This window comes from Microbacterium capsulatum (assembly GCF_030865425.1).
Lineage (GTDB): Bacteria > Actinomycetota > Actinomycetes > Actinomycetales > Microbacteriaceae > Microbacterium > Microbacterium capsulatum.
Genome location: NZ_JAVFCB010000005.1, coordinates 137,233 through 159,383 on the forward strand (window position 1 = coordinate 137,233; position 22,151 = coordinate 159,383).

A 22,151-nucleotide genomic window follows, 5' to 3' on the forward strand; every position below is an offset into this window, starting at 1 on the left:
ACGATGGACCGCGTGAGCTCCGACACCCTCGCGCCGCTGTCGCCGTACCGTCGCATCGATCGCGCCGACTGGGCGCGCCTCGCGGCCGACCTCGACCAGCCGCTGAGCGAGACCGAGGTCGTCGGGATCCGCGGCCTCGGCGACCGCCTCGACCTGCGCGAGGTGCAGGAGGTGTACCTGCCGCTGAGCCGCCTGCTCAGTCTGTACGCGACGTCGACCAAGCGTCTCGGCGAGGCGACGAGCCAGTTCCTCGACGAGGACGACAGCACCACGCCGTTCGTCGTGGGCGTGGCCGGATCCGTCGCCGTCGGCAAGTCGACCATCGCGCGTCTGCTGCGCGAGCTGATGAGCCGCTGGCCCGGCACGCCCCGGGTCGAGCTCGTCACGACCGACGGCTTCCTGTTGCCGAACGCGGAGCTCGAGCGCCGCGGGATCATGGACCGCAAGGGCTTCCCGGAGTCGTACGACCGGCGCGCTCTGATCGAGTTCCTCACGAAGGTGAAGAGCGGCGCGGAAGAGGTGCGTGCGCCGTTCTACTCGCACATCCGGTACGACATCGTCCCGGACGCGCACGTCGTGGTGCGCCGCCCCGACGTCGTGATCGTCGAGGGCCTGAACGTGCTGCAGCCGCCGCCCGCCCCGAACGACGTCGCGGTGAGCGACCTGTTCGACTTCTCCATCTACGTCGACGCGAACCTCGACCACATCGCGCAGTGGTACGTGGACCGGTTCCTGGCGCTGCGCCAGGGCGCGTTCACGAACCCGTCGTCCTACTTCAACGTGTTCGCGCACCTCACCGATGAGGAGGCCGTCACGACCGCGATGGGGTACTGGAACGAGATCAACCTGCCGAACCTCATCGAGAACGTCATGCCCACCAAGCACCGCGCCACGCTCGTGCTGAACAAGGGCGCCTCGCACGCCGTGGAGTCGGTGCTGCTGCGCAAGCTCTGAGGCCCGCTCCCAGGATTCCGGGCCTCGGCGGGTTCGTACGGAGTCCGTGCAAATGGGTCCCCGTACCCTGGGACCCATGTGTGGAATCGTCGGATATGTGGGCCCGCGGCCCAGCCAGGACATCCTGCTCGCCGGCCTTGCCCGTCTGGAGTACCGCGGATACGACTCCGCCGGCATCGCCGTCATCGATGAGTCGGGATCCCTCGGGATGCGCAAGAAGGCCGGCAAGCTGCAGGTCCTGCGCGATTCGCTCGCCGACGCCGCCCTCCCCGAGGGGACGACCGGCATCGGGCACACCCGCTGGGCGACGCACGGCGGACCCACCGACGCGAACGCGCACCCGCACCTCGCCGACGAAGACCGCCTCGCGCTGATCCACAACGGCATCATCGAGAACTTCGCCGCCCTGCGCGCCGAGCTGATCGCGGACGGCGTGACCTTCCGCAGCGAGACCGACACCGAGGTCGCCGCCGCCCTGCTCGGCCGCGAGTACCGTCGCACCGGCGACCTGCAGGAGGCGTTCCGCGCGGTCGTGAACCGCCTCGAGGGTGCGTTCACCCTGCTCGCCCTGCACCAGGACCAGCCCGGCCTCGTCGTCGGCGCGCGCCGCAACTCGCCGCTCGTGATCGGCCTCGGCGAGGGGGAGAACTTCCTCGGATCCGACGTCGCCGCGTTCGTGGAGCACACCCGCCGAGCGCTCGCGATCGGGCAGGACGAGATCGTCGCGATCACCCCCGACGCCGTCACCGTGACCGACTTCGCCGGCAACCCCGTCGAGTCCGAGCCGTTCGAAGTCTCCTGGGACGCCGCCTCCGCCGAGAAGGGCGGATGGCCGAGCTTCATGGCCAAGGAGGTCGCAGAGCAGCCCGAGGCCGTCGCCAACACGGTCCGCGGCCGGATCCGGGACGGCGAGGTCGTGATCCCCGAGCTCGACGGCCTGGACGACCTGTTCCGCGGAATCGACCGCGTCATCATCACCGCCTGCGGCACGGCGTCGTACGCCGCGCTCGTGGGCAAGTACGCGATCGAGCAGTGGGCCCGGATCCCCGCCGACGTCGAGCTCGCGCACGAGTTCCGCTACCGCGACCCGGTCATCGGCGAGAACACGCTCGTCGTCTCGATCAGCCAGTCCGGCGAGACCATGGACACGCTCATGGCCGTCAAGTACGCCCGTGAGCGCGGCGCGCGCACGCTCTCCGTCTGCAACACGCAGGGCGCGACGATCCCGCGCGAGTCCGACGCCGTCGTCTACACGCACGCCGGCCCCGAGGTCGCCGTCGCATCGACCAAGGCGTTCGTCGCGCAGATCACCGCCCTGCTGCTGCTCGGCCTGCACGTCGGCCGGGTGCGCGGATCCGTCTCCGCCGCCGAGTCCGCCGCCGCGGTCGCCGAGCTCGAGGCTCTTCCGGGCAAGGTCGCCAAGGTGCTCGCCGAAGAGCAGGCGCACGTCGCGCAGCTCGCCGGCTGGATGGCCGACACCCGTTCCGTGCTGTTCCTCGGCCGCCACGTGGGCTACCCGATCGCGCTCGAGGGCGCGCTCAAGCTCAAGGAGATCTCGTACATCCACGCCGAGGGCTTCGCCGCCGGCGAGCTCAAGCACGGCCCGATCGCGCTCATCGAGCCCGGTCAGCCCGTGTTCGTGCTCGTCCCGTCGCCGCGGCACTCCGCGCTGCTGCACGCCAAGGTCGTCTCCAACATCCAGGAGATCCGGGCCCGCGGCGCGCGCGTGATCGTGATCGCGGAGGAGGGCGACGCCGCCGTGCTGCCCTTCGCCGACGAGGTGATCCGGATCCCGCTGGCCGGCGCCCTCTTCGAGCCGGTCCTCGCGGTCGTCCCGCTGCAGATCTTCGCGATGGCCCTCGCCACCGCCAAGGGCCTCGACGTGGACCAGCCCCGCAACCTCGCCAAGTCCGTCACCGTGGAGTAGGGCCCGGAAGGCGTTCGAAGGGCTCGCGCATCTGGCGGGAGTTCGTGCAGTCGGCGGGAGATCCGAGCCTGGATCTCCCGCCGATCGTGATTTCTCCCGCCCGATGATCGACGGCGGATCTGGGCCCGACGGCGGATCCAGGCCCGCTGCGGGTCAAGCACGGGCGCGGGCCAGTGCGGCAAGGATCGCGGCGAGCACCGTGTCCCAGTCGTGGATGATCATGGCGTAATCGAAGCGCAAGGTCTCGTACCCGTGACGCGATGCGGCGGCATCGCGCTGCAGGTCGCGGTGGCGGTGGGAGAGTCCGTCGTGGTTCCCCTTGCCGTCGGCCTCCAGGATGATCCTGCCCTCGATGACGAAGTCGACCCGCCCGACGTCGGGGATCCGCACCTGACACTCGAGCCGGATCCCGAGCAGATGCAGGCGCAGCCGCAGGATCGACTCCAGCCCGCTCTCGGCGTCCGGACGGGCCAGGTCCACGAGCCAACGTCCGGCAGTGGGCAGCGCCGCGCGGATGCGCGACCGTGCAGCGGATCCGATGAGCATCTTGTTCCAGGCCGACTCGAACGCGGCGAAGAAGAACTCGTCGCCGTGGCAGTGGAAGGCGTGGATCAGCGCGTGTTCGACGTCGGCCAGGCCCAGCCGCATCGTGCCCGCGCGGAAATGCACGACGCAGCGGCAGTCCGGGTGCGGATGGGGGCGTCCGCCGGCACCGAGCCAGACGTGCGGCCGATCGTCTTCCGCGAGCGTCCAGATCCCACGGTGATGCAGCGCCTTGGCGCACGTGAGCGCGCCTCCGTGCGCTGCGGCGGTCACAACCTCGGGAGGTGCGGTGTGGGACGCGAAGACGCCGTCCCGCACCCGGTGGATCTCGCCGCGCGCGACGGCCGTGGCGAGGTGATTGCGCGTGCAGCCGAAGGCGCGGAGGTCGACGCCGCGGGCCACGCCGCGGATCTCGAGGAGTGCGGCAGGATCCGGCATCGAGCCATCGTCCGATGTGCGGCCAGGCTCCGGGGCGGCGATCACGGGATGGGTGCGGAGATCTCCGACGGCGCACGTTGTGCAGGACGAAGTCGCCCGGGTTCTCGGTACATCTGGCGGGAGAACCGGCAGCGGGCGGGAGATCCGCGCCCGATCCTCCCGCCGAGTGTCGGATCTCCCGCCGGATGCGCCGTCCCGCACGATCGCGGGCCGGGCGCTTCGACGGGCTCAGCGACCGGAGCGGCCCCGGTAGGCTGAATCGGTGATCATCGGCACCGGCATCGACATCGTGGACATCCCGCGGTTCGAGCGCACGCTGGAGCGGACCCCGACGCTGCGCGAGCGGCTGTTCGCGCCGGCCGAGCGGGAGCTGCGGATCCCGTCGCTCGCCGCGCGGTACGCCGCGAAGGAGGCGCTGATCAAGGCCCTGGGCGGATCCGACGGCGTGTACTGGACCGAGATCCAGGTCGCCTCCGAGCCGTCGGGGCGCCCGTACTTCGTGCTCGACGGATCCACCGCCGAAGCGGTCGCGGCGCGAGGCGTCATCGCGCTGCATCTCTCGATGAGCCACGATGCCGGCCTCGCCGCCGCGCACGTCGTGCTCGAGGGGGACAGCGCATGACCGGGCGTTCCGTCCCGTTCCGCGAGGCGACGATCGACCTCGACGCGATCAGCGACAACACCCGGCACCTGCGCCGGCTCACGGGGGTCGACGTGATCGGCGTCGTGAAGGCCAACGCTTACGGCCACGGTGCCGCCGCGGCCGCCGTCGCCGCCCTCGCCGGGGGTGCGACGCGGCTCGGCGTCGCCTGCGTCGAGGAGGCGCTGGAGCTGCGCCGTCAGGGGATCAACGCCCGGATCATGGCGTGGCTGCACGAGCCCGGCCGGCGCTTCGACGACGCCGCCGAGGCGCGGATCGAGCTCGGCATCTCCTCCTTCGCGCAGCTCGCGGCGGCGGCCGAGGCCGGATCCGGATCCGGCCACGGTCCGGTCGACGTGCACCTCAAGTTCGAGACCGGGCTGAGCCGCAACGGCATCGCCCCGGCCGACGCCGAGCGCGTGCTCGCCGAGGCCGCACGGCTCGAGCGGATCGGCCGGATCCGCATCGTCGGCCTGTTCAGCCACCTCTCCAACGCCTCCGCGGAGGACGACCGGGCCGCGCTCGCCGCGTTCGAGGCGGCCTGCGCCGCGGCCGCGTCATTCGGGATCCGCGCCGAGGTCCGCCACCTCGCCGCGACCGCCGCCGCGATCGACCTGCCGGAGACCCGGCTCGACGCGGTCCGGATCGGGATCGGGCTGTACGGCCTCAGCCCGTTCGACGACCGCAGCTCGGGCGACCTGGGCCTGCGCCCCGCGATGACCCTGCGCGGCGCCGTCGCGGCCGTCCGCCGCGTGCCCGCGGGGACCGGCGTGTCCTACGGCTACGACCACCGCACCGACGCCGAGACCACGCTCGCGCTCGTGCCGCTCGGCTACGCCGACGGCGTGCCCCGGCACGCCTCGGGCCGCGGTCCGGTCATGATCGGCGGACGACGGTTCACCGTGGCCGGCCGGGTCGCGATGGACCAGTTCATCGTCGACGTCGGCGACGCCCCGGTCGAGGTCGGCGACGAGGTCGTCCTGTTCGGCGACCCGACGCTCGGTCTGCCCTCGGCGACGGACTGGGCCCAGGCCGCAGGGACGATCAACTACGAGATCGTGACGCGGATCGGATCCCGGGTGCCTCGGCGGAGCGTGTCGTGACCGCTCTCGACGACCTCGCCGGGCGGCACGAGATCGCCACGACCGAGGCGATGGAGGAGCTCGGCCGCAGGATCGGCGCCGACCTCCTCGCGGGCGACGTGCTCATCCTCACCGGCCCGCTCGGCGCCGGGAAGACGACGTTCACCCGTGGCCTCGCCGAGGGCCTCGGGGTCCGCGGCCCCGTGCAGAGCCCGACCTTCGTGATCGCGCGCACGCACCCCTCGCTCGTCGGTCGGGCGCCGCTCGTGCACGTCGACGCCTACCGGCTCGGATCGGCCGCGGAGCTCGACGACCTCGACGTCGACGTGCCCGGATCCGTCGTGGTCGTCGAGTGGGGCCGCGGCATGGCGGAGGACCTCGCGGACGCGTGGTGGGACATCGAGCTGGAGCGCCCGGTCGGGTCCGGATCCGGCGTCGGGACGCCCGACGCCGGGACGCCCGACGAGGACCTGGACGCCGACGCCCCCCGCGTCGTGACGATCGCCCGGGTGACCCGCTGAGGTGCCCGGCCGCGCACCGGCGCGGGCCCGCCGGCTCCGCTCGCTGGTCGCGACACGCCCTCATTCCCGGCGACGGACGGCGTGTCGCGACCAGCGAACGGCCGGCCCATCGAGGTCGGTATCGGACCGCGTCGGACGACTGGTATATCGCACCTGTTATTGGTTAGAATCCGGAAACCGAGGCTCCTCAGCGCCCTACGGGCGTGACCGAGGCCGGGCATGAACGAGGAACGTATGAACGCCGCACCCGTGCGCACCGCAGTGATCATCGAGGACGACCCCGATGTGGGCTCGCTCCTGGACGAGGTGTTCCGTTCTGCCGGATTCGAGACGGTCATCGCCGTCTCCGGGCTCGACGGCGTGGACGCCGTGGCCCAGCACCGGCCCGTGATCACGACTCTCGACATCAACCTCCCCGGCATCGACGGCTTCGAAGTCGCGCGCCGGATCCGCCGGGTCAGCCCGACCTACATCCTGATGATCTCCGCGCTCGGTGAGGAGACGGACGTGGTGATGGGTCTCGGTGCCGGTGCCGACGAGTACCTCGTCAAGCCGTTCCGTCCGCGCGAGCTGCGCGCCCGGATCGAGGCGCTGCTGCGCCGCCCGCGGCAGAGCCCGGAGAGCCCCGTCGGCGCTCCCGCCGCATCCGAGCCGGCGCGCGATCCCGCGGCGAACGTCCTGCCCGCCGCACAGGATGCGACCAGCTGGCGGTCCCATCGCGACATCCGGCTCGATCCGTCCACGCACACCGTGCTGCTGGCCCAGCAGGAGGTGGACCTCACCCCGACCGAGTTCGATCTGCTCGCGACCCTGCTCGAGTCCAAGCGCCGGGTGCGCAGCAAGGCGGACCTCGCGCTCGTGCTGCGGGGCGAGGAGTTCGGATCCGAGGGGTACGTCAGCGAGCCCGACAAGCGGGCCGTCGAGGCGCACATGACGAATCTGCGCCGCAAGATCGGCGACAGCACGGCGGCGCCGCGCTACATCGAGACCGTGCGCGGGGTGGGCTACCGGCTCACCGAGTACGCGCAGTCCCAGCAGCCGGCCTGACGGCCGAGCCCGCCGGCGACCAGCCGGCATGACCGACGGCGCCCGCCGCCGGCAGGCGCCGGATCCGTTCAGGAGCAGCTCGCGTTGAGCCCGCTCGCGCCGACCGTGAGCGTGCGGGTCGACGTCGGGCTGGTCCAGGTCCCGCCCGGGAGCGTGTCCTGGATCGTGAGGGTGGTCGTGCTGTTCGACACGTTCCCGACCAGGGAGGACAGCTGAGTCTGGCTGAGCGTGACGTGGTAGGCGTAGGCGCCGCCGGAGGATCCGTCCGCGACGATCGAGGACGACGGCACGGTCCCGGACTTCTTCGCCGATGCCGCGGTCACCGTGGAGGCTCCCGAGAACGGCGACGTCCAGGAGAGGGTGACGCTCTGGAAGACCGGGCCCTTAGAGCCCGTCGTCGTCTGCACCGTGCATCCGGTGACGGTCGGGGCGGGCATGCTCAGCGCGGTCACCGTGGTGCGGGCGTTCTCGGTGTCCGTGAACGAGGCGTCCGAGTCCGAGGGACGGGTCAGCAGCAGCGCCAGCGCCGCGGCGAGCAGCGCGACGGCGGCGAGGACCGCCCTCCGTCGCGCCGCGCCGGTCACCGGCAGCTCGCCGTTCATGGCCGGGAATCCGGTCCGACGGCGTCTGTGGCCGCGTCCTGAGCCTGCTCGTCGCGCCGCGAGCGCCGTCCGTCCTTCGGCCAGAACGCCCACACGATCAGGGAGGCCGCGCCGACCGTGAACCCGCCGATCACGAACGGGTCGCCGAGCAGCAGGATCAGCGGGGCGAGACCCGGTACGGAGTACCGCACGATCCGCACGGTGGAGACGGCGTAGGGCGCCGTGTCGTCCTGGGCGTTCGCGTCGCCGCGGAGGGTCAGCGTCCGCTGCTGCGGCGTGGAACCGGCGGCGACCTCGCGGACCCGATGGGTGACCGGGAGCAGTCCCGGCCGGTCCACCGTCACGACGTCGCCGACGTGCACCTCGGACGCCGGGATCTGCTGCACGATGGCGACGGATCCGGTCGGGATCGTCGGGGCCATCGACCCGGTGCGGAACATGATCAGGGTGATGTGCGCGGTCATCGCGAGGATCACGAGGGCGATGCTCGCGAGGCCGGCGAGCGCGGCCACCCACAGCAGCACCTCACCGAGCACCCGGCCGGCGCGCGGTCCCCTGCGCGTGCCGGCCGAGGTGCTCAGCTCCCCGCCGGCGCGCGGTCCCACTCGCGCGCCGGACGCAGAGGAAGACGCGACGGATCCGGTCGGGGCGATGTACTGCTGCTGGTCGCGGAGTGCGCGCCGCGTGGTCGCCATCTGGTTCGCCAGGTCGATCGTCATCTCTTCTTCTCCTTCGATATCGCGGTCAGCTCGACGTCGCCGAGAACTGCCAGGTCTGGGTCAGGGTCAGGCCCTGAGCCGCGTTCGGGGTGCTCGTGGGGAGCGTGATCGCGAAGCAGTAGTTCACCTGTGCGGTGCCGTTCGCGGTGAGGGTCTGGGACCCGGTGGCCGAGGTGTTCAGGGCGGATCCGTCCGGCACCACGGCTGCGGAGCCGGTGGAGGTGTAGTCGGAGGCCTGTGCGCACTGCGCCGTCGTGACGGTCCGCACTCCGTAGGTGAGGTAGTCGGCGAGCGTGCCCGTGCCGTAGGTGCCGGCCATCAGGCGGACGGTGCCGGCCGTGGACCCGGAGATCGTCTTCACGCTGAACAGCGCGTAGATCGTCTTGCCCGGCGACAGCGCCGCCGCGTCCACGGCCGAGAAGCCGAGGGTGGCCGCGGTCGGGTTGTACTGAGCGAAGGTCGTGCCGTCCGTCGCACCGCGGATCCCGAACCGGCTCGCGGTGATCGTGGCCGTCGTGTTCTCCACGTCGTTCCAGCTGGCGAGAGTCACCCCCGCGCCGACACCGAGCACGAGCCCGCCGGCGAGGACCGCGCGGATCCGGCGGAGCCGGATCCCGCGGGCCCGCTGCCGGCCCGCCCGCAGCGCCTGACGGCTGCGGGGGGTCGGGGCGTCGTGCGCGTTCATGAGGGTGTCTTCCCGAGTGGGTCTCAGTACGAGGTGGCGGTGAAGGACAGGGTGGTCGTGGCGGTGGCGCCCTGGACCAGCGTGGACTTCGCGGTCGCGACCACGCACAGCTGGGCGGCGGTGCCGGCGGTGCCGGCGCTGGCGCCCTTGGCCAGGGAGACGCTCGCTCCGGCGGTGAAGCCGGTCAGGTCGCTGCCCGAGGCGACGAGCGTGCCGCCGGTGACGGCGGTGGCGTCGCAGGCGGCGGCGGGGCCGACCGAGTACACGGCGTACGAGACGTTCACGTCGTTCGTGCCGCTGCCCGTCTCGGCCGATGCGACGAGCGTGGCGTTGTTCGTCGTCGTGCCGTCCAGGCGCACCCAGAACGGCGCGTACACCACGTCGCCCGGGGAGATGTTGCTGAACGGGGCGGTGAAGCCGAGCGTCGCGGCCGTCCCGCCCTTGTTCACGTTGTGGTCGCTGAACCCGGTGGTCGCCGAGGTCGTCGACCCCTGGATGTTGAACGTGCCGGCGGTGAAGGTGCCGGTCGCGAACTCCGAGTCGTTCCAGCTGGCCAGCGTGACGGCCGTTCCGACGCCGAGCGCCAGGCCTCCGGCCAGCAGCGCCAGGACCTTCTTGCGGGTCGAGGCGGTCGTGCGGATGCGGCGCGCTGCGCTGCGGGTCTGGGTGGTGCCGGTGCTTTCCATGGCGTCCTCCTGGGTGTGTCGTCTCATGTCGGGTACTTCTGGTTCATGGGGCCGGACCCGGCGTCCCCAGGCAGGTCCGGCCATGACTTGACGTTATGGCCAGGCGGAGGAGGAAAAAACGGACTTCGGCTGATCTTTGAGTAGTCTTGCGGCAGAGTTGAGCGGGCCCTGAGAAACGGCCCTTCCCTTCAGACACGCATGCGGCGGAGAGCCGCCGACGGAGGATCGGCACATGGCGCGGACGACGTCGATCTGGCGGTGGCAGCTGATCTTCGGCGCCGCCGTGGCGACGTCCGCCGTGCTCATCGCCGGCCTCAAGCCGACCGTGTTCGCCAGGCCCCTGTTCGCGGCGGGACTGCTCATGGTCGTGCTCGTCACGGTCCTCGTGATCGTCGTGCCGTGGGGCCGAATGCCGGCCCGGGTCGCGCAGGTCGTGCCGTTCCTCGACATCATCGCGATCGGCCTCACCGCGCAGGCGCAGGACGTCCGCCTGACCTTCCTCTGGGTCTTTCCGATCGTCTGGCTGGCTTCCTACTATTCGGTCGCCACGATCCTGAGCGCGATCGCGCTCATCACCGCCTCCCTGCTCGTTCTCGGCACGCAGGGCGGGGCGCTCGAGGACGGGATCCTGCGCGCCCTCGTGACAGCGCTCGCGCTCGGCTTCCTCGGCACCTCCATCCGGATCGGGGTCCGTCGCCGCCACGCCGCCCGGCGCCTGCTGCGACGGCAGTCGGAGCAGGCCGACCGGGCCGAGCGCCGCGCGAAGACGCGGGAGCAGCAGATCACCCAGATCATCGACGCGCTCGACACGGCGCTCCTCGCGCTCGCCGCGGACGGCACGGTCTTCAAGATGAACGAGGCCTACCGCCGTCTCTACGGGCGCGACAGCTACGGGGCCCGGCTGCCGTCGCCCGCGGTCGAGTACGACGACCGCGAGGGCGAACCGCTTCCGCCCGAGCGCACCACGCTCGCCCGTGCCGCCCGGGGCGAGCACCTGCAGGATGAGCGGGTCTGGCTCTTCGACGTGGAGGGGCGCTGGCGGAGTCTCGAGGTCTCGACCCAGTCGATCGACAGCCTGTTCGACGGGCCCCGGCCCACCCTTCTCGTCGTCGAAGACGTCACGGCCCTGCGGGAGGCGGCGGAAGCGCGGCGGACGATGTCGGCGATCATGTCGCACGAACTGCGCAACCCGCTCACCGCGATCCTCGGGCACATCGAACTCATGCTCGACCGCGACGATCTGCCGGAGCGGGCCCGCGACCAGCTCGAGGTCGTCGAGCACGCAGGGCAGCGGATGCAGAGCCTCGTCGCGGCCGCGCTCGCGGAGGCACCCGCCGCGCGTCGCGTGTTCGAGCCGGTCGATCTGCGCGCTCTCGTCGATGCGGCGGTCGCGCTGTTCGCGCCGACGGCGCAGGCGGGGCAGCAGAGACTGGCGGCATCCGGGTCGGACACCGTGCTCATCCAAGGCGATCCGTTCCGGTTGCGGCAGGTGATCGACAACCTGCTCAGCAACGCGGTCAAGTACACCCCGAGCGGGGGCAGCATCGACATCGACGTCGGCGTCGCCGCAGACGGGCAGGCCGAACTCGTCGTCGTCGACACGGGGCGCGGGATGACCGCCGCCGATGTCGAGCGGATCTTCCAGCCGTACTTCCGGGCGGAGGAGGCCGTGCGCAGCGGCGTCCCCGGCACAGGGCTCGGGATGGGCGTCGTGCAGGGGATCGTCACCGAGCACGGCGGGTCCGTCGAGGTCGGCAGCGCACCCGGCGCCGGCACCCGCATCCGGGTGCGCTTCCCGCGCCGCACGATCCAGAGCGAGGACACATGATCCCGGCACTCGTCCACGGTGCAGCCGCCCCTCTCACCGGGGGGATCCACGTCGACCTCTCGGTGAGCCTCATCGCCGTGGTCACGCTGACGACAGCTCTCGTGGTGACCCTCGGCCTGCTGCCCCGACCGGGTGCGGCGACCGTGGCATGGTCGGCGGCCTTCGGCATGGGCATGATCGGCACCTACCTGTGGGTCGTCGGCAACGAGACCGACAACGCCGTCATGCGGGCGCTGTCCGCGGGTCTCGTGCTGTGCTTCGAGCCGCTGATCTGGGCGGGCGTGCGGCACTACGCGGCCCGCCGGGTGAACTGGATCGCCGTGGGGATCACGCTCTTCGCGATCCCGGCGCTGCTCGCGTCCTCCGCGACCTCGGACCTGTACCCGGTGATGTTCCGGATCGTGTTCTCGGCCGTCGCGGTCTTCGCCGTCCTGGTCGCGTCCGAACTGCTGCGGCTGCAGACCCGGCTCGGCATGCGGGATGCGGTGATGCCGCTCGTGCTGATCTCCGGGGCGTTCGGCGTCGTGGCCGTACTCGGCGTCGTCGCAGGGTTCTTCGGCGTCGGATCCAATCCGGGAGACGAGCTCAGCATGCTGCGCGACGTGAACGGCGTCGGGATCCTGCTCAGCTGCGTGTGCGCGACGGTGACGATCCTGCTCCTCGTCCGCGAGGAGCCCGCGCACCGCGGCACGTCGGGCCGCACGTCCGGCGGCGCCTCGGGCGTGGGGGAGGATCTGCTGCGGGACCGCCTGGCGCGCGCCGAGCAGCACCGCGACACCGCGTGGTCGGTGCTCCGCGTCCGTCTGGACGACCCCGAGGACCTGCGGGAGGCGAGCGGGCAGGCCGTGTTCTCGAGGGTCGTGGAGATGTTCCACGCCCACGTGCGCGAGGCGATGCCGGCGACGGCCGACTCCGTCTGGCTGTCCCGTGCCGAGGAGCTCGTGCTCCTGCCCGGCGGGGAGGAGCAGATGCAGCACCACCTGCGGGAGGTCCTCTCCCGCGTCTCGAGGCTCGAGGAGACCGGGCCCCTCGCGGGGATGCGGATGTCGGCGAGCATCGGTTGGGCCGAGGCCGGAGTGCTCGGGTTCGACCTCGACACGCTCTCCGCCGCGGCCGGCGAGGCCGCGGGCCAGGCGCGCGATCGCGGCGGTGACCGGTGGCGGCGCGCGCGGCCGACGGAGTCGTTGACTACCCTGGAGGAGTGATTCTTGGCGTCGACACCTCCCTGGGCACCGCCGTCGGTCTGATCGGCCGTGACGGACGCACCCTCGTCGAGGTCGCGAACGCCGAACCGCTCGGGCACGCCGAGGTGATCGGCGCCCTGATGGAGCAGGTGCTCGCGAGCGTCGGTGACGAGCGGATCGACCACGTCGCCGCCGGCATGGGCCCCGGGCCGTTCACGGGCCTGCGCATCGGGATCGCCGCCGCCCGCGCGTTCGCGCTCGGCCGGGGGATCCCGGTCGTCGCGGTGCCCAGCCACCACGCCGCCGCGCTCGCGTTCTACGAGCAGGAGGCGCCGGCCCAGCCGTTCGCGATCCTCACCGACGCCCGCCGCAGGGAGAGCGCCGTCACCGTGTACGAGGGACTCGACGTGGACGGCATCCCGCACGTCGTCGTCGACACGGTGCTCGTGCCGCGCGCCGAGATCGACCGCCGGCTGGGGGCGCTCCGCCGGATCGAGGTCGCCTCGCTCTCCGCCGCGGCGCTCGCCCGGGTCGCCCGGCGCGCGCTCGCCGCGGGCCGCACGCTCGCCGGATCCGAGCCGCTGTACCTGCGCGCCCCCGACGCGCGCGTGCCCGCCGCGCCCAAGCGGGTGGGCCTGTGATCCGCCCGGCCACCGGCGCGGATCTGGACGGGATCATGGACATCGAGCGCCGCTCGTTCCCGACCGACGCGTGGAGCACCGAGCTGATGACCGCCGAGCTCGACAGCCCGCACGGGCGCTACTTCGTCGACGTCGAGCCCGGGGGCGGTGCGGAGCGGATCGTCGGCTACGGCGGCGTGCGCGCCCTGGCGGGCTCCCCGGACGCCGACATCCAGACCATCGCCCTCGACGCCGAGCATCGTGGATCCGGCCGCGGCAGAGCGCTGCTGCGGGTGCTGCTGGGCGAGGCCGCCGCCCGCGGCGCCCACGAGGTGTTCCTCGAGGTGCGCGCCGACAATCCGGTCGCCGAGGGGCTGTACGTCTCGGAGGGTTTCGTGGAGATCGGCCGGCGCCCCCGCTACTACCAGCCCGACGACGTCGACGCGATCGTGATGAAGCTCGACCTGCGCGGGCGGGACCGAAAGACCGTGTCCCACTTTCTGCTGTCCGAAGGGCCTTCGGACAGCAGAAATGGGGACACGCCACAACAAGAAGTGGGACACGGATGAGCGCGATCGAACCGCTCGTGCTCGGGATCGAGACGAGCTGCGACGAGACCGGGATCGGGATCGTCCGCGGGCGAACGCTCCTGTCCAACGCGATCGCGTCGAGCATGGACGAGCACGCGCGCTACGGCGGGGTCGTGCCGGAGGTCGCCGCGCGCGCCCACCTCGAGGAGCTGCAGCCCGCGATCGAGCGCGCCCTCGCCGAGGCGCGGGTGCGCCTGGAGGACCTCGACGCCGTGGCCGTCACGAGCGGACCGGGCCTCGCCGGGGCGCTCATGGTCGGGATCGGCGCCGCGAAGGGCCTCGCCGTCTCGCTCGGCAAGCCCCTGTACGCGGTCAATCATCTCGTCGGGCACATCGCAGCGGACATCCTCACGCCCGACTCCGAACCGCTCGAGTACCCGACCATCGCGCTGCTCGTCTCCGGCGGGCACACCTCGCTGCTGCACGTGCGCGACCTGACGACGGACGTCGAGCTGCTCGGCGAGACGATGGACGACGCCGCGGGGGAGGCGTTCGACAAGGTCGCCCGGATCCTCGGCCTGCCGTACCCGGGAGGCCCCGAGATCGACCGCGCGGCGCTCGACGGCGACCCGGCCGCGATTCGGTTCCCGCGCGGGCTCTCCCGCGCCTCCGACCTCGAGAAGCATCGCTACGACTTCTCCTTCTCCGGCCTGAAGACGGCTGTCGCACGCTGGATCGAGCGCGCTGAGGCCGCCGGCGAACCGGTCCCGGTCGCCGACGTGGCCGCGAGCTTCCGCGAGGCCGTCGTCGACGTGCTCGTGACCAAGGCCCTCGCCGCGTGCGCCGACCGCGGCGTGCCCCGGCTGCTGCTCGGCGGCGGGGTGATCGCGAACCGCCGGCTGCGCGAGCTGACTCTGGAGCGGGCGGCCGCCGCGGGCGTGACCGTGCGGATCCCGCCGCTGTCGCTGTGCACCGACAACGGAGCGATGATCGCCGTGCTCGCCGCGGAGCTCATCTCGTCCGGCCGCCCGGCGTCCACGCTCGCGTTCGGCGCGGACTCCACGCTGCCGGTCACCGAGATCCAGGTCGCCGCCGCCGGCCGCGCCGCCGAGAGCGCCGTCGCCGGGATCGGATGACCGTGAGCACGGGGGGAACGGATCCGGATCGGTACACGAAGCTGCCGACCGCGCCGACGCCCGTGCGCACGGAGAGCGGCCCGCAGCTCGATCACGAGGGATCCGCCGTCGAGGACACGGCCTGGGAGCCGACGGTCGGCACCGACGCGATCCCGGTCGACGAGCCGCGGCTCGCGCCGTGGGCCCTGCTCTCCGCGATCGTCGCGCTGTTCGCGTCCCTCTTCGTCGGCTGGGGGATCCCGGTGGCGCTCATCGCCGTGGTCGCCGCGACACTGTCCCTGCGCCGCCCGCTGGAGAGCCGGACGATGTCGATCTGGGCGCTCGTCCTCGGCTCCGTCGCGACGCTCTACAGCGCCGGCTGGCTGATCTGGGCGGCCTACCGGTTCGGCTGGTTCGGATAGCGCGAAGTGGCGGTCGGTGCCGCTAGCGCGGGGGAAGGACCAGGGCGAGCTTCGGCAGCGATGAGAGCCTGCCTCGTTCGATGTGCGCGAAGGCCAGGGCCCCTGCGAGGTCGGCGTTGCCCGCGTAGATCGCCTCGCACAACCCGGAGTGCTCGGCGAGCTCCACATCCGGATCCGCTCCGCCGCTGAGCGCGCTCAGCCACCGGAAGCGGCCGAGGAGCGGAGCCGTGGTCTTGATGAGCAGGTCGTTGCCGCTCAATGCGGCGACGGCGGCGTGGAAGCTCCTGTTCGCCAGCTGGATCTCCGACCGGTCGACCGCCAGCGTCGCCGACGCCGCCTGATCCAGCGCGTCTTTCAGATGCGGAGAGGCGCGCCCTTCGGCCACCGCGAGGGCCGCCTGCTGCGCCGCCGGCACCTCGAGGATGCGCCGCATGTCGTAGAGCTCGACCGCGTCCTTGAGCGTGAGCTGGTTGACCACGGCGCCGCGCTGCGGATAGGTGCGGATGTACCCCTCGTCCTCGAGGCGCCGCAGCGCCTCCCGGACGGGCACCCGGGACATGTGCAGGGCGTCGGAGATCACGCGCTCGGTGAGGCGGGCGCCGGAGGGATGATCGCCGGCGATGATCGCCTCGCGGGTCAGCAGATACGCCTGCTCCGACGAGGAGATCGCCTCTTGCTGATCCGTGGTCACCGTGTGCTCCGCGCGGTATGCATGAGCCATTCTTGCAAGTCGCGGTCGCCACACGTCGCTCGATGCCCTCCTTCCGTCGAAAACGGCGCGCGAACTCGCCGGCGCCGCCGGCGCCGCCGGAAGTCCGCAGAGCTCGCTGAGGATTCCGAATGAGCCCGATCTTAGCAACTGGTATGCAATCAGGGTAGATGTAGATCAACTGACGTTGACTGCAAGTCAATTGATCCCTGATTTTTCGGGCAAATTGGGGTTTACAACGTTCGTTCGCGGTTGCTATGGTCACCACATTGCATACCAGTGAGATGGACGGGTGATCCGGCTCTCTCCACCCGGAGGGCTCCGCGATCGCCGCCGCGGTCTGGATTTCGACGCGTTCGCCCACGCAGTCCCGTTGACGATTCACGCTTCTCGCCGATGTTCGGGCCATACCCAGGTCAAAGGAGACCGTCATGGATGGACAGCAGCACTCTCAATCGACACGCGATCAGGGGCAGCGCGCCCCCCTTCCGACCGGAACCGCCGCGATACCGGTCGTTCTCGACAGGATCGGCTTCAATCGCGCGCAGAAGGTCATCCTCGCCCTGGTCCTCGCCGGAATGTTCTTCTCGGCTCTCGAGGAGAACGCGATGGGCGCCATCGCCGGCGGCCTGCACGCGAGCTTCGACACCACGACCCAGCAGCTCGGATTCATGGCGACGTTCGAGACGTTCGGCTTCATCATCGGACGCCTGCTGGCCGGCTACCTCGGCGACAAGTTCGGACGCCGCTGGGTGCTCAGCCTCAATCTGCTGCTGTACACGATCGGGGGACTTCTCACGGCGCTGTCCCCGAACATCGAGCTGTTCGTCCTCTTCCGCATCGTCGTCGGCATCGGTCTGGGCGGTGAGTTCACCATCGGCCTGGCGATGATCTCGGAGATGGTCGCCACCCGGCACCGCGGCACGGTGTCGGCCTCGCTGAACATCGGATCCGGCGGCATCGGCAACTTCGTCGCCTATGCGCTCTTCCTGCTGGTGCTCGGCGGGATGAACGACATGCTCGGCGGCACCGTGCACAGCTGGCGGTGGCTGCTGGTCTTCCTCGCGGTCCCATCGCTGATGGTGGTGTTCTTCCGACGGTATCTGCCCGAGTCGCCGCGGTATCTGCTGTCCAAGGGGGACGTGCTCGGCGCGAACAGGGTGCTGACGATCCTCGAGTCCGGGTCGCTGCGCACCAAGGTCTCGGACGACGAGGTGAAGACCTTCGTCACTGAGGCGGACATCCCCGCTCCCGCGTCGAAGGACAAGTCGCCGCTGAAGGTGCTCTTCACGACCGGGAAGTCCATCCGCAAGCTGGCCGCCCTCGGCCTCGCGTCGTGGCTCTCCTTCGGAGCCAACGGCACGCTCTTCGTCCTGCTGCCCGTCATGCTGATGGACAAGGGGTACTCGATCACCGACAGCCTGCTGTTCACGATGATCACCAACCTCGGCGGGCTGACCGGCGCATCGCTGGCCGCATTCCTCGCGGGCAAGGTCGCGCGCAAGCGGGTGCTGATCCTCGCGGCCTTCGCCGGCTGCATCGTCGGCATCTCCTTCGCCCTGTTCGCACAGGATCCGGTGACGATCATGCTCTTCGGCGCGCTGTTCAAGATCTGCTCGATGCTGCTGAACACGACCCTGGCCGCGTGGTGGCCGGAGCAGTTCCCGACCGCGATCCGCGCCCGGGGCACCTCGTTCCTGAACGCCATCTCGACGTCGTCGAGCATGCTGCTGCCGCCGATCGCAGCCGCGGTCGCCGTGGCGGTCGGGATCAACGGCGTCTTCGTGATGTTCGCCGTGATGTACGGCATCATCACGCTGGCCGTCCTGGTGCCGCCGGAGACGCGGGGCCGCGACCTCGAGGAGATCGAGGTATGACCGACCTCCCCGGCCGCGACCGCACAGACCTGATCACCCCATTCCCGGGCACACGGGACCGTAGAGAGAGGATGCCGGATGCGTGAACCAGGCGCCGTCAAGATCGAACGTTTCGAAGACCTGCTGAGGGGGTTCGAACCGTCCTTCGAGTTCGAACCGATCGGCCAGGTGCCCGAGTCGGACTACGAGGACCGCATCCGCCGGATCCGTCGCGACGCCGTCGTCGCGGGTCACGAGGTCATCCTCATCAACGCGAGCATGGTGGGCTGGTACCACACCTCGAACGGCTACCTGCGCTACGTGTGCGACTGGCCGCGGGAGGGAGTACTGATCCTCCCCACCGACGAGAACATCGCACCGGAGCTGCTCACGATCTACTCCGGAGCGGTGCTGCTCCCGCCGGCCGGCGAGGCCGTCGGCATCGCGGACATCTGGCAGGTGGGCATCGTGGGCCGCGAGTACACGGGTCGTCCAGGGAACACCACGGACAACGTCATCGCCGCGTCCGTCTCGGTGCTGAAGCGGATGGGACTCACCCGCACGCAGATCGGCCTGATCGGAGACCTCCAGTCGACGCCGATCTGGTCCGGCCTGCGCGAGGCCCTGCCGAGTGCGAAGTTCGTCGAGGACGCCGGGATCATCGATCGCATGCAGCTGGTCCGCTCGAAGGCCGAGCAGGATCAGATCCGCGCCGCCAGCCGGCTGGTGAGCATCGGCTACGAGGCCGCGTGCCACGTCCTGCGTGCGGGAGTCACCGATTACGAGGTGTACGCCGCCTTCACCTACGCCCAGATGACGCGCGGCGGCGAGACCGGTGACGGCTACCAGCTCGGCGTCAACGAGTTCGGCACGCACTGCGGCAAGCCCTACGGCAGGACGATCCGAAACGGCGACATCCTCAACCTCTACGTCTCGAACGTCTGCTACCACGGCTACTCCTCGCAGACCTCGCGGATGATGGTGGTCGGCGACATCACCGCCAAGCAGGAGGAAGTGCTCGACATGACCGTCGACGCCGTGCGCAGGGCCGAACGGGTCATCCGGCCGGGGATCCCCGCCAGCGCGCTGAACAACGCGGCGTTCGAGGCCTACGTGGAGCGCGGATACCTCGACTCGGTCGAGACGGGCAGGATGCCGTTCAACTGGAGCGCGCAGGACGACGGCACGCCCCGCAGGATCCCGTACCAGCACGTCCCGGATCCGGACTGGGAGGCCCAGGGACGCACGCTCATGCACGTCTACCCGGCGACGCCGGGCCCGCACAACCCCAACCTCGGCCACCAGATCGACATGATGGGCTTCCTGGAGTACAACATCACCTCGCTCAACACCGAGATCCTGAAGCCCGGCATGATCTTCGTGCTGCACGCGCAGTGGCTCGAGCCGCAGGTGGCCGGCTCCAACATCGGGGACCTCTACCTGGTGACGGAGGACGGCTACGAGAACCTCTCGCACCACACTCCGCTGGAGCCCTACCGGGTCGGTGCGTAGGGCCGTCGGCGGCACGACGACCAGAGACGACATAGTGAGGAGACATTCATGGACACGCTGAACCTGGTATCGACCGGATGGGGCCAGAACTACCTCGTGCACAACCTTGCCGAGCAGAGCGGCTACTTCGCCGAGCAGGACCTCGAGGTCATCCGAGATCCGCAGGATCCCTGGGAGGACCTGCTCGACAAGCTGGCCGACGGGACCGCCGACGTCGCCCTGGGCGGGCTCTGGGTGCCCGCGATGCTGCACGGCTCCGACCGCGATCTCGTGTGCGTCGGGCAGCTCAACGGACGGTACGCCCAGGAGGTGGTCCTGCGCACGCCCGTCGAGGGCTTCACGCTGCCCGACCTGCGCGGCAAGACGATCGTCGTGCCCGGTGCGGGCGGCACGGCCGGATACACCTTCCTGGCCGGCGTGATGAAGGAGGCCGGCGTGGATCCCCGCGACTGCCGCTTCGTCCGGGACCTGTCGACCGAGCTGCTCACCGAGTGCTTCGAATCCGGCCTGGGCGACGCGATCCTGGTGGACCTCTACACGGCGGCGAGCCTGCAGGCGCGCGGGGCGGGAGCGATGAGCTACAACCTGGCCCGGCTCGGCGGTCCGGTGCCGAACAGCGTCTACTACGTCCGTCGTGATCGGGTCGAGGAGTTGAGCGATCGGGTCGGCCGCATGCTGATCGGCGTGCAGCGGGCGATGGACCGCGTGATGAGCGAGAAGGTGCCTGAGCTGCTGAGCATCGGCACGCAGGTGCTGCCGCACGCCGACCCCGCCGTGCTGGAGCCGGTGATCGACTACCTCCTCGCCACGCAGACCTGGGAGAGCACGCGCATCACGCGCGAGTCCTACGAACGGTGGATCGCGTTCCAGCACGATGTTCCGCTGTTCCGCGATCCGATCCCGTACGAGGATCTGGTCGACGTGACGGCGATGGACATGGCGACGGAGCTGGAGCCCGCATGAGCAGCGTCGTTCCCGCGCGTGGATCGGCCGGGGCCCGGTGCTTCACCGGACCCCGGCCGAGCGGGTGTCCTCAGAGGGAGGTGCGCGTCACGCGAGCGTCAGCGACTTCGCGACTTCGACACGGTGCGTGTCCAGGGGCGTGTGGTTGCTCAGGTTCTCGAACCCGTCCTCGGTGACGACGTACATGTTGCCGACGTTGCATCCGGAGACGAGCGGCTCGAGCCACTGCGCGTGCAGCACGAAGCACATGCCGGGCTCCATGACGTCGGTGTTGTGCGACGTCACGTTGTAGTGCGGCAGCATCGGGGTGCCGACGGCGTGACCCAGGTTCGGGTTGTGCGGTCCCTTCGTCGCGGGCCACACGTGCATGAGCTTGCGCCCCTGCGCCTCCCAGTCCTCGTCCTCGACGTACTGCTTCGGAACCTGCCGAGGGCTGCCGTCGTCCAGGGCGGACCAGATGTAGGGCATCGTGCGCGTCTCCGCGTCCGTCATGTAGCCCCGCTCGATGTACGAGCTGAACGCGGCGTTGTGCAGATCCTGGAAGCGCGCCCCGGGCTTGATGAGCTGCTCCGCCCGGTACACGCCCTCGGTGCACATCTCCAGGACACGGTCCTGCTCCTCGGTCACGTCGCCCACCGCGATCATTCGCGCGGTCTGCGCGCAGTAGCCGTGGTAGCTGACGTTCGAGACGTACAGGTTGATCAGGTCGCCAGGGCGCACGACGTGCCCGTAGGGCTTGCCGCAGTGCGCGCCGTACCTGCTGATGCCGATCTGGTAGCCGTCGCCGGTCTCGCCGCCCCGGGAGAGCTGCGCGTACGTGAACGCCGCGTAGATCTCGTAGTCGGTGACGCCGGGGCGGGTGACGTGGTACGCCGCCTGGCAGGCGATGTCGATGAGCTGGGCCGCCGAGCGGATCAGCGCGACCTCGCCCGCCGACCGCACCCGCTGCATCCGGTCCACGATCCCGTTGTCGTTCGCGAACTCGGCGCCTGGCATCACCGCGCGGATCCCCGTGAAGAAGCCGGCCGCACTGCCCTGGGCATCGCCGATCAGCCCGATGCTCCCGCGGGAGAGCCCGAGCCGATCGAGGATGTCGGCCACCGCCTCGACCGTCTTCTTCAACGGCGACCCCGGACGGCCGACGCTCTCCCGCCCGAAGGGGGAGACCTGCCAGATGTCGTCGATGCCCACCGGCTCGCCCTTCGGCGGCAGCAGGACCGTCTCGGTCCAGAAGGAGACGATCTCGGGCGTGCCCGTCTCGTCCGTCGGGATGATCAGCACGCCCTCCCGCGCCCAGTCGCAGAGGTAGCGCAGATAGTCGTTGGTGGTGTGGTACCAGCCGGCCGGGCCGGTGTGCACCACCACGGCGTCGTATCCGGCGACCGTCGCGTCCCGGCGCACCCGGCGGATCCGATCCGCATACTCGGCCTCGGCCAGCGGAGGCGCTCCGACGAACTCGAAGTCGGGTTCGAAGCCCTTCAGCAGCTGCTCTGTCGAACTCATGTCTTCTCTTCTCTCTGTCTTGTCTGAATCGGCGTCGAAGCCGCCGGGCGGTGGGGATCGTCCCC

22 protein-coding genes are annotated in these 22,151 nt (G+C 70.7%); 15 read left to right on the top strand and 7 right to left on the bottom strand.

The window, feature by feature from the left end:
* Positions 1 to 3: 3 nt before the first annotated feature.
* Positions 4 to 954 (top strand): type I pantothenate kinase, encoded by a 951-nt coding sequence (gene coaA, locus RBR11_RS10220; RefSeq protein WP_373889791.1) that lies wholly within the window; start codon positions 4 to 6, stop codon positions 952 to 954.
* A 76-nt stretch (positions 955 to 1,030) separates the two neighbouring features.
* Entirely contained in the window at positions 1,031 to 2,881 is a 1,851-nt protein-coding gene (glmS, locus tag RBR11_RS10225; RefSeq protein WP_308489228.1) for a glutamine--fructose-6-phosphate transaminase (isomerizing), read from the top strand.
* Positions 2,882 to 3,034: 153 nt separating this feature from the next.
* Here the strand turns inward: glmS and RBR11_RS10230 are convergent, their stop codons facing one another.
* A complete protein-coding gene (locus RBR11_RS10230; RefSeq protein WP_308489229.1) occupies positions 3,035 to 3,862 on the bottom strand; it encodes a DUF559 domain-containing protein in 828 nt (275 codons plus the stop codon).
* Between the two features lie 262 nt (positions 3,863 to 4,124).
* On the opposite strand from RBR11_RS10230, the gene RBR11_RS10235 reads away from it, so the two are divergent.
* The 4 genes from RBR11_RS10235 to RBR11_RS10250 all read left to right on the top strand — a co-directional run bounded on the left by RBR11_RS10235 (position 4,125) and on the right by RBR11_RS10250 (position 7,152).
* A complete protein-coding gene (locus RBR11_RS10235; protein ID WP_308489230.1) occupies positions 4,125 to 4,484 on the top strand; it encodes a holo-ACP synthase in 360 nt (119 codons plus the stop codon).
* Positions 4,481 to 5,605, top strand: a complete 1,125-nt coding sequence (alr, locus tag RBR11_RS10240; RefSeq protein ID WP_308489231.1) for an alanine racemase — start codon at positions 4,481 to 4,483, stop codon at positions 5,603 to 5,605. The genes RBR11_RS10235 and alr overlap by 4 nt, the downstream gene beginning before the upstream one ends.
* Positions 5,606 to 5,655: 50 nt before the next feature.
* A complete protein-coding gene (gene tsaE / locus RBR11_RS10245; protein WP_308489401.1) occupies positions 5,656 to 6,105 on the top strand; it encodes a tRNA (adenosine(37)-N6)-threonylcarbamoyltransferase complex ATPase subunit type 1 TsaE in 450 nt (149 codons plus the stop codon).
* Positions 6,106 to 6,339: 234 nt separating this feature from the next.
* Positions 6,340 to 7,152, top strand: coding sequence for a response regulator transcription factor (locus tag RBR11_RS10250; protein WP_308489232.1), 813 nt, complete (start codon positions 6,340 to 6,342; stop codon positions 7,150 to 7,152).
* A 68-nt stretch (positions 7,153 to 7,220) separates the two neighbouring features.
* On the opposite strand, the gene RBR11_RS10255 is transcribed toward RBR11_RS10250, so the two are convergent.
* Genes RBR11_RS10255 through RBR11_RS10270 form a run of 4 tightly spaced genes read right to left on the bottom strand, consistent with a single transcriptional unit; the run spans position 7,221 to position 9,871 of the window.
* On the bottom strand, positions 7,221 to 7,754 hold the full coding sequence (locus tag RBR11_RS10255) for a hypothetical protein (protein WP_308489233.1): 534 nt from the start codon (positions 7,752 to 7,754) through the stop codon (positions 7,221 to 7,223).
* Positions 7,751 to 8,473 carry a signal peptidase I gene (locus RBR11_RS10260; RefSeq protein WP_308489234.1) on the bottom strand — a complete coding sequence of 241 codons (723 nt, stop codon included), beginning with the start codon at positions 8,471 to 8,473 and terminating at the stop codon, positions 7,751 to 7,753. Before RBR11_RS10260 ends, RBR11_RS10255 begins: the two co-directional genes overlap by 4 nt.
* Positions 8,474 to 8,498: 25 nt before the next feature.
* Positions 8,499 to 9,158, bottom strand: coding sequence for a SipW-dependent-type signal peptide-containing protein (locus RBR11_RS10265; RefSeq protein ID WP_308489235.1), 660 nt, complete (start codon positions 9,156 to 9,158; stop codon positions 8,499 to 8,501).
* Between the two features lie 23 nt (positions 9,159 to 9,181).
* On the bottom strand, positions 9,182 to 9,871 hold the full coding sequence (locus RBR11_RS10270; RefSeq protein ID WP_308489236.1) for a SipW-dependent-type signal peptide-containing protein: 690 nt from the start codon (positions 9,869 to 9,871) through the stop codon (positions 9,182 to 9,184).
* Positions 9,872 to 10,076: 205 nt separating this feature from the next.
* Here RBR11_RS10270 and RBR11_RS10275 point away from each other — a divergent pair, with 205 nt between their 5' ends.
* The 6 genes from RBR11_RS10275 to RBR11_RS10300 are packed head-to-tail and all read left to right on the top strand — an operon-like array spanning position 10,077 to position 15,543.
* A complete protein-coding gene (locus RBR11_RS10275) occupies positions 10,077 to 11,672 on the top strand; it encodes a sensor histidine kinase (protein WP_308489237.1) in 1,596 nt (531 codons plus the stop codon).
* A complete protein-coding gene (locus tag RBR11_RS10280; protein WP_308489238.1) occupies positions 11,669 to 12,877 on the top strand; it encodes a hypothetical protein in 1,209 nt (402 codons plus the stop codon). The genes RBR11_RS10275 and RBR11_RS10280 overlap by 4 nt, the downstream gene beginning before the upstream one ends.
* Positions 12,874 to 13,497 (top strand): tRNA (adenosine(37)-N6)-threonylcarbamoyltransferase complex dimerization subunit type 1 TsaB, encoded by a 624-nt coding sequence (tsaB, locus tag RBR11_RS10285; protein ID WP_308489239.1) that lies wholly within the window; start codon positions 12,874 to 12,876, stop codon positions 13,495 to 13,497. Before RBR11_RS10280 ends, tsaB begins: the two co-directional genes overlap by 4 nt.
* Before the next feature lie 35 nt (positions 13,498 to 13,532).
* Positions 13,533 to 14,045, top strand: coding sequence for a ribosomal protein S18-alanine N-acetyltransferase (gene rimI / locus RBR11_RS10290; protein WP_308489402.1), 513 nt, complete (start codon positions 13,533 to 13,535; stop codon positions 14,043 to 14,045).
* Positions 14,042 to 15,142, top strand: a complete 1,101-nt coding sequence (tsaD, locus tag RBR11_RS10295) for a tRNA (adenosine(37)-N6)-threonylcarbamoyltransferase complex transferase subunit TsaD (RefSeq protein WP_308489240.1) — start codon at positions 14,042 to 14,044, stop codon at positions 15,140 to 15,142. Before rimI ends, tsaD begins: the two co-directional genes overlap by 4 nt.
* Positions 15,139 to 15,543, top strand: a complete 405-nt coding sequence (locus tag RBR11_RS10300) for a hypothetical protein (protein WP_308489241.1) — start codon at positions 15,139 to 15,141, stop codon at positions 15,541 to 15,543. The genes tsaD and RBR11_RS10300 overlap by 4 nt, the downstream gene beginning before the upstream one ends.
* Positions 15,544 to 15,565: 22 nt before the next feature.
* Here RBR11_RS10300 and RBR11_RS10305 read toward each other — a convergent pair whose 3' ends face one another.
* Positions 15,566 to 16,264 carry a GntR family transcriptional regulator gene (locus RBR11_RS10305; protein WP_308489242.1) on the bottom strand — a complete coding sequence of 233 codons (699 nt, stop codon included), beginning with the start codon at positions 16,262 to 16,264 and terminating at the stop codon, positions 15,566 to 15,568.
* A 419-nt stretch (positions 16,265 to 16,683) separates the two neighbouring features.
* On the opposite strand from RBR11_RS10305, the gene RBR11_RS10310 reads away from it, so the two are divergent.
* The 3 genes from RBR11_RS10310 (at position 16,684) to RBR11_RS10320 (ending at position 20,583) form a co-directional block, all read left to right on the top strand.
* Complete coding sequence (locus RBR11_RS10310) at positions 16,684 to 18,129, top strand: MFS transporter (protein WP_308489243.1); 1,446 nt, start codon at positions 16,684 to 16,686, stop codon at positions 18,127 to 18,129.
* 78 nt (positions 18,130 to 18,207) lie between these two features.
* Positions 18,208 to 19,620, top strand: coding sequence for a M24 family metallopeptidase (locus RBR11_RS10315; protein WP_308489244.1), 1,413 nt, complete (start codon positions 18,208 to 18,210; stop codon positions 19,618 to 19,620).
* A 48-nt stretch (positions 19,621 to 19,668) separates the two neighbouring features.
* On the top strand, positions 19,669 to 20,583 hold the full coding sequence (locus RBR11_RS10320; RefSeq protein WP_308489245.1) for an ABC transporter substrate-binding protein: 915 nt from the start codon (positions 19,669 to 19,671) through the stop codon (positions 20,581 to 20,583).
* Between the two features lie 87 nt (positions 20,584 to 20,670).
* On the opposite strand, the gene RBR11_RS10325 is transcribed toward RBR11_RS10320, so the two are convergent.
* On the bottom strand, positions 20,671 to 22,086 hold the full coding sequence (locus RBR11_RS10325; RefSeq protein ID WP_308489246.1) for a M24 family metallopeptidase: 1,416 nt from the start codon (positions 22,084 to 22,086) through the stop codon (positions 20,671 to 20,673).
* Positions 22,087 to 22,151 lie beyond the last annotated feature (65 nt).